Origin of the sequence: Streptomyces botrytidirepellens (assembly GCF_003721215.1) — a bacterium.
Classification (GTDB): Bacteria; Actinomycetota; Actinomycetes; order Streptomycetales; family Streptomycetaceae; genus Streptomyces; species Streptomyces himastatinicus.
In genome coordinates this window covers 1-5,872 of the sequence record NZ_RIBZ01000082.1, presented here as the reverse complement: position 1 = coordinate 5,872, position 5,872 = coordinate 1, and the positions used below count along the sequence as shown (strand labels likewise).

Sequence of the window (5,872 nt, the reverse complement as noted above, 5' to 3'; positions counted from 1 at the left end):
GCTGTGCCGCTCGCGGGTGGTGATGGGTTGCTGTTGACGGGGCGGTTGTCGGTGCAGACGCATCCGTGGCTGCTCGATCACGTCGTGATGGGTTCGGTGTTGCTGCCGGGTACGGCGTTCGTTGAGCTGGCGGTTCACGCTGGTGACCAGGTCGGGTGCGATCTGGTGGAGGAGCTGACGTTGGAGGCGCCGTTGGTGCTTCCTGAGGTGGGTGGCGTTCAGCTTCAGGTGTCGGTGGGCGCGGCGGATGGTGCTGGGCGTCGTTCGGTCGAGGTGTACTCGCGGCTTGAGGATGCGGCTGCGGATGAGCCGTGGGTGCGTCATGCCTCGGGTGCGTTGGCGGAGGTTGCCCCTGCTGCGCCGTCCGATCTGGGTGTGTGGCCTCCGGCCGGGGCAACGCCGGTTGGGCTGGATGGTCTGTATGAGGGCATGGCGGGCCTTGGGCTGGCGTATGGCCCGGTGTTCCAGGGGTTGGTGTCTGCCTGGCGGCTGGGTGATGAGGTCTTCGCCGAGTTGGAGCTTGCGGAGGATGCGCGGTCTGAGGCGGGGGCGTTTGGTCTGCATCCGGCGTTGCTGGATTCGGCGTTGCATGCGGTGGGTCTGGGGGGCCTGATCGAGGGTGAGGACGGGGCTCGGGTGCCGTTCTCGTGGTCGGGTGTGTCGTTGCATGCGGTGGGTGCGTCGGTGCTGCGGGTGCGGCTGGCTGCGGCTGGTACGGATGCGGTGTCGCTGGCGGTGGCTGATGGTGCGGGTCGTGCCGTGCTGTCGGTGGACTCGCTGGTGCTGCGGCCCGTGGCGGCCGAGCAGATCCACGGTGCGCGGGGCGGACGCCAGGAGTCGCTGTACCGCCTGGACTGGGTCGGCCTGCCCGCTACGGTGTCCTCCGCTCCCGTACCGACCTCCCGCTGGGCTGTGGTCGGCTCGGGAGACCTCGGGCTCGGGGCGGCCGGTGCCGACATCGCCACGTACGCGGATCTGGCGGCGCTGTCCGAGGCGGTCGCTGCCGGGGCGCCGGAACTTGTCTTCGTGTCGCCCACCGTGGGCAGTGGCGAGGACGCCGCCGGGGCGACGCACCGGGCCACGGCCGAGGCGCTGGGGCTGGTCCAGGCGTGGCTGGGTGACGCGCGGTTCGCGGATGCGCGGCTGGTCGTCCTCACCTCGGGCGCCGTAGCCGCCGGGCCGGACGAGACGGTGACCGACCTGGCGCAGGCCGCCGTGTGGGGTCTGCTGCGCTCGGCGCAGGCGGAGAACCCGGATCGCTTTGTGCTCGTCGACGTCGACGGCCAGGACACGTCGTTCCGTGCGCTGTCCGCCGCGCTCGCCTCGGGCGAGGCGCAGCTTGCGCTGCGGGGCGGGGCGGTGCGGGTGCCGCGTCTGGCGCGGGCCGTGGCGGACGCCGAGCAGGCGTCTGACTTCGGTGCCGAGGGCACGGTGTTGGTGACCGGTGCGAGTGGCACGCTCGGCGGTCTGCTGGCGCGGCACTTGGTGGCGGAGCGTGGCGTACGTCGGTTGCTGCTGGTGAGCCGTCGTGGTGCGGAGGCTCCCGGTGCGGCCGAGCTGGGTGCTGAGCTGGGCGCGTTGGGTGCCGAGGTGTGGTGGGCCGCGTGTGATGTGGCGGACCGGGGTGCGCTGGCCGAGGTGCTGTCGGCGGTTCCGGCCGAGCGTCCGCTGACGGGTGTGGTGCACACGGCGGGTGTGCTGGATGACGGCGTGATCGGCTCGCTGACGGCTGAGCGGCTGGCCGCCGTCCTGCGCCCGAAGGTCGATGCGGCGTGGAACCTGCACGAGCTGACCGCTGACCTGGACCTGTCGGCGTTCGTGGTGTTCTCGTCGGCTGCCGGTGTCTTCGGCAACGCCGGTCAGGGCAACTACGCCGCCGCCAATGCCTTCCTGGATGCGTTGGCGCAGCAGCGCAGGGCGCGTGGGCTGGCCGGTACGTCCCTGGCGTGGGGGCTGTGGGCGGACTCCAGTGCGATGACCGGTGCCTTGGACGATGCCGATGTGTCCCGGATGAGCCGGGGTGGCGTTGCCGCGCTGTCGGCCGCCGAGGGGCTGGAGCTGTTCGACGCCGCGGGTCGCTTCGGCGAACCGCTGCTCGTACCGATGTCGCTGGACATGGCCGCGCTTCGGGCGCAGGCGGGCAGCGGCGCACTGCCGTCGCTGTTCCGTGGGCTGGTGCCGGCGCCCGCGCGGCGTACGGCGGAGGGCTCGGCCGCATCGGGTGCGCTGGCGCAGCGGCTGGCCGGGCTCGGTGAGGCCGAACAGCTCGACCTGCTGCTCGACCTGGTCCGCTCGAACGTCGCGGCGGTGCTCGGCTACGCCGGTCCGGAGACGGTCGAGCCCGGTCGTTCCTTCCGTGAACTGGGCTTCGATTCGCTGACGGCGGTGGAGCTGCGGAACGCGTTGGGTGCGGCGAGTGAGCTGCGGCTTCCTGCGACGTTGGTTTTCGACTACCCGACGCCGGTGGTGCTCGCGGAGTTCCTGCGTACGGAGCTGGGTGGGACGGCGGCTTCGGTGGCCGGTCCGGTGGTGGTGTCGGCTGCGGATGATGAGCCGATCGCCATTGTGGGGCTTGGTTGCCGTTATNGTGGTGTCGGCTGCGGATGATGAGCCGATCGCCATTGTGGGGCTTGGTTGCCGTTATCCGGGTGGGGTGGAGACGCCGGAGGATCTGTGGCGGCTGGTCATGGAGGGCCGGGACGCGATCTCCGAGTTCCCGACCGACCGTGGCTGGGACCTGGGCGGCCTCTTCCACGAAGACCCTGGTCACAGCGGTACGAGCTACGCCCGCGAGGGCGGCTTCGTGGAGGAAGCGGGCCACTTCGACCCGGCCTTCTTCGGGATTTCTCCGCGTGAGGCGCTCGCGATGGATCCGCAGCAGCGGTTGCTGTTGGAGACGTCGTGGGAGGCGTTCGAGCGGGCGGGTATCGACCCGGGTGTGCTGCGGGGCAGCCGTACCGGTGTCTTCGCGGGCGTCATGTACCACGACTACGCCTCGCTGCTGGAGCGCGTGCCGGAAGGCGTCGAAGGCTTCCTCGGTACGGGGAACGCGGCGAGTGTGATTTCGGGTCGGTTGGCGTACACGTTCGGGCTTGAGGGTCCGACGATCACGGTGGATACCGCGTGTTCGTCGTCGCTGGTCGCGCTCCACCTGGCCGTCCAGGCGCTGCGCAACGGCGAATGCTCGCTGGCGCTCGCGGGCGGTGTGACGGTGATGGCGACTCCGGCGCCGTTTGTGGAGTTCTCCCGTCAGCGGGGGCTTGCGGCGGATGGCCGGTGCAAGGCGTTCTCTGCGGACGCCGATGGCACGGGGTGGTCCGAGGGTGCGGGCATGCTGCTGGTGGAGCGGCTGTCGGATGCGCGTCGTCATGGCCACCCGGTGTTGGCGGTGGTGCGTGGCAGCGCGATCAACCAGGACGGTGCGTCGAATGGTCTGACGGCGCCGAACGGTCCGTCGCAGCAGCGCGTCATCCGGCAGGCCCTGGCGAATGCCGGGCTGTCCGCCGCCGAGGTGGACGCGGTCGAGGCGCATGGCACGGGTACGTCGCTGGGTGACCCGATCGAGGCGCAGGCGCTGCTGGCCACGTACGGCCAGGAGCGGGAGGCCGACGGGCCGCTGTGGCTGGGGTCCATCAAGTCGAACATGGGCCACACGCAGGCCGCGGCCGGTGTCGCGGGCATCATCAAGATGGTCATGGCGATGCGGCACGGGGTGTTGCCGCGGACGCTGCACGTGGATGAGCCGTCGCCGCACATCGACTGGTCCGCGGGTGCGGTATCGCTGCTCGGTGAGGCGCGGGAGTGGCCCGAGTCGGGGCGTCCGCGACGTGCGGCGGTGTCGTCGTTCGGGTTCAGCGGGACGAACGCGCACACGATCATTGAGCAGGCGCCGGTTGAGGATGAGGCGCCGCGTGAGGCGGCGGTGACGCCTGGCGTCACGCCGTGGGCCCTGTCCGGCAAGTCGGCCGACGCGCTGCGTGCGCAGGCCGTACGGCTGCTCGCCCACCTGGAGGAGCGGCCCGAGCTGCCGCTGACCGACCTCGGCTACTCGCTCGCGGTCACGCGGGCTGCGTTGGACCACCGTGCGGTGGTGGTCGGCGAGGAGCGCGCCGGGCTGGTCGCGGGTCTGGAGGCGCTGGCGGAGGGCCGCAGCGCTGCGGGGCTCGTTGAGGGTTCGGTGGCGGACGGCAAGATGGCGTTCCTGTTCACGGGTCAGGGCAGCCAGCGGCTGGGGATGGGGCGTGAGCTGTATGACGCCTATCCGGTGTTCGCGGAGGCGCTGGATGCGGTGTGCGATGCGTTGGAGGCACATCTTGAGCAGCCGCTGAAGACGGTGCTATTTGGCGATGACGCTGCGGTTCTGGACCAGACGGGGTTCACGCAGCCCGCGTTGTTCGCCGTCGAGGTCGCGCTGTTCCGGTTGGTCGAGGCGTGGGGTGTGAAGCCGGACTTCCTGTCGGGGCACTCCATCGGCGAGCTGGCCGCCGCCCATGTGGCAGGGGTGCTCTCCCTTACAGACGCTGCGAAGTTGGTGGCGGCGCGTGGGCGGTTGATGCAGGAGCTTCCGGCCGGTGGCGCGATGGTGGCGGTGCAGGCGTCGGAGGACGAGGTGGTGCCGCTGCTCGGTGGGCGGGTGAGCATTGCCGCCGTCAATGGGCCCACGTCTGTGGTCATCGCGGGTGACGACGACGCTGTGGTTGAGGTTGCCGCGTCGTTTGAGGCGCGGGGGCGTAAGACGAAGCGGCTCGCGGTCAGCCATGCCTTCCACTCGCCCCGCATGGACGGGATGCTGGACGCGTTCCGCGAGGTGGCGCAGGGGCTGTCGTACGAGGCTCCGCGCATCCCGATCGTGTCCAACCTGACCGGTGCCGTGGTGTCGGCCGAGGAGATCACCAGCCCGGACTTCTGGGTGCGCCACGTCCGTGAGGCCGTGCGCTTCCTCGATGGTGTGCGCACCCTCGAAGCGCAGGGCGTGACGACGTACGTCGAGCTGGGTCCGGACGGTGTGCTCACCGCCATGGCGCAGGAGTGTGTGACCGGCGACGACGCCGCCTTTGCGTCCGTCTGCCGGAAGGACCGTGGCGAGGTCGAGGCGCTGGTGTCGGCTGTCGCGCGGGCGCATGTCCGTGGCGTGACGGTCGACTGGGATGCCGTTTTCGCCGGTACGGGCGCTGCGCGGGTCGAGCTGCCCACGTACGCCTTCCAGCGCCGCCGGTACTGGCCCCAGGCGTCGGCGTACGGCGTCGCGGGCACGGCCGGGCTGGGGCTGGCGACGGTGGATCATCCGTTGGTGGGGGCTGCTGTGCCGCTCGCGGGTGGTGATGGGTTGCTGTTGACGGGGCGGTTGTCGGTGCAGACGCATCCGTGGCTGCTCGATCACGTTGTGATGGGTTCGGTGTTGCTGCCGGGTACGGCCTTTGTTGAGCTGGCGGTTCACGCTGGTGACCAGGTCGGGTGTGGCCTGGTGGAGGAGCTGACGTTGGAGGCGCCGTTGGTGCTTCCTGAGGTGGGTGGCGTTCAGCTTCAGGTGTCGGTGGGCGCGGCGGATGGTGCTGGGCGTCGTTCGGTCGAGGTGTACTCGCGGCTTGAGGATGCGGCTGCGGATGAGCCGTGGGTGCGTCATGCCTCGGGTGCGCTGGCGGAGGTTGCCCTTACTGCGCCGTCCGATCTGGGTGTGTGGCCTCCGGCGGGTGCGACGCCGGTTGGGCTGGATGGTCTGTATGAGGGCATGGCGGGCCTTGGGTTGGCGTATGGCCCGGTGTTCCAGGGGTTGGTGTCTGCCTGGCGGTTGGGTGATGAGGTCTTCGCCGAGTTGGAGCTTGCGGAGGATGCGCGGTCTGAGGCGGGGGCGTTTGGTCTGCATCCGGCGTTG

At 70.5% G+C, this 5,872-nt stretch carries 1 pseudogene; it reads left to right on the top strand.

The features are described 5' to 3' along the window. Positions 1-5,872: pseudogene (locus EEJ42_RS05940) on the top strand (type I polyketide synthase); the annotation flags it as partial.